Origin of the sequence: Streptomyces sp. NPDC050759 (genome assembly GCF_044456945.1) — a bacterium.
Classification (GTDB): Bacteria; Actinomycetota; Actinomycetes; order Streptomycetales; family Streptomycetaceae; genus Streptomyces.
Genome location: NZ_JBITGI010000051.1, coordinates 1 through 1,179, shown reverse-complemented (window position 1 = coordinate 1,179; position 1,179 = coordinate 1). Strand labels below are relative to the sequence as shown.

The following is a 1,179-nucleotide window of genomic DNA, read 5'->3' as shown; positions in this document are numbered from 1 at the left end:
ACCACCAACCCCGCACCCTCACCCCAACCCGTCCCGTCCGCACCCTCCGCGAACGCCTTACACCGACCATCCCCCGCCAGCCCCCGCTGCCGGGACAGTTCAACGAATGCCTGTGGCGTGGCCATCACACACACCCCACCCGCCAACGCCAGATCACACTCACCGGCCCGCAACGCCTGCGCGGCCAAATGCAGCGACACCAACGACGACGAACACGCCGTATCCACCGTGACTGCCGGCCCTTCCAGACCCAGCACATACGCAATACGCCCCGAGATGACGCTGGGCGAGTTTCCGGTCAGCAGAAAACCGTCGGCCGCCACACTCGCGTCGGCCGACCAGGCCCCGTAGTCCTGGTTGATCGAACCCGCGAAGACACCCGTCGACGACCCCCGCAGCGACACCGGGTCAATCCCCGCCCGCTCCAGCACCTCCCACGCCGTCTCCAGCAATAACCGCTGCTGCGGATCCATCACCGCAGCCTCCCGCGGCGAAATACCAAAGAACGCCGCATCAAAACCAGCAACGTCATCGAGGAAGCAGCCGGCCTTGACGTAGGACTTTCCAGGCGTCCCGGGCTCCGGGTCGAATATCCCGTCCAGGTCCCACCCCCGGTCCGCCGGAAAGTCACCTATGGCGTCCCGCCCGTCCGTAACCAGATCCCACAAACCCTCCGGCGACACCACACCACCCGGAAAACGACACGCCATCGACACCACCGCCAACGGCTCAGCGGCACGCTCCTCAACCTCGCGTAACCGCTCTTTGGTCTCGTGCAGGTCCAGCAGTGCACGCTTCAGGTATGCGGACAGGTCTTCCTGCGTTGCCATGTTCACTTCCCATCCGTGGAGGGCGATCCGCCGAATCCTCGATCCACTAGATCGAGCAGTTCCTCGGGGGTCGCAGAGAGAATTCGACTGCTCATGTCCTGGCCTGCGGGCGCCTTCTTGGGTTCGACCTTGCGAAGAAGGCTGCGGAGGCGTTGCTCGATCTCCTCACGCACGGCCACTTCGTCCGCGGAAATATCGGTGATCGCAGCCTCGAGACTCTCCAGTCGATCGAGCGCTGATCCCTTGTCCGCTTGTTGTTGGGGTGCGAGTTCGTTGTGGAGGTAGCGGGTGATGGCCTGCGGGGTGGGATGGTCGAATACCAGCGTCGCCGGCAGCCGCAGACCGACCG

General features: G+C 64.6%; 1 protein-coding gene and 1 pseudogene. Both read right to left on the bottom strand.

Going from position 1 to position 1,179, the window contains the following annotated elements; genetic code table 11:
- The coding region (locus ACIBJB_RS47490) for a beta-ketoacyl synthase N-terminal-like domain-containing protein (RefSeq protein ID WP_398940393.1) at positions 1-830 on the bottom strand (830 nt) is incomplete at its 3' end.
- A gap of 2 nt (positions 831-832) precedes the next feature.
- Positions 833-1,179, bottom strand: a pseudogene (locus ACIBJB_RS47485) (hypothetical protein); the annotation flags it as partial.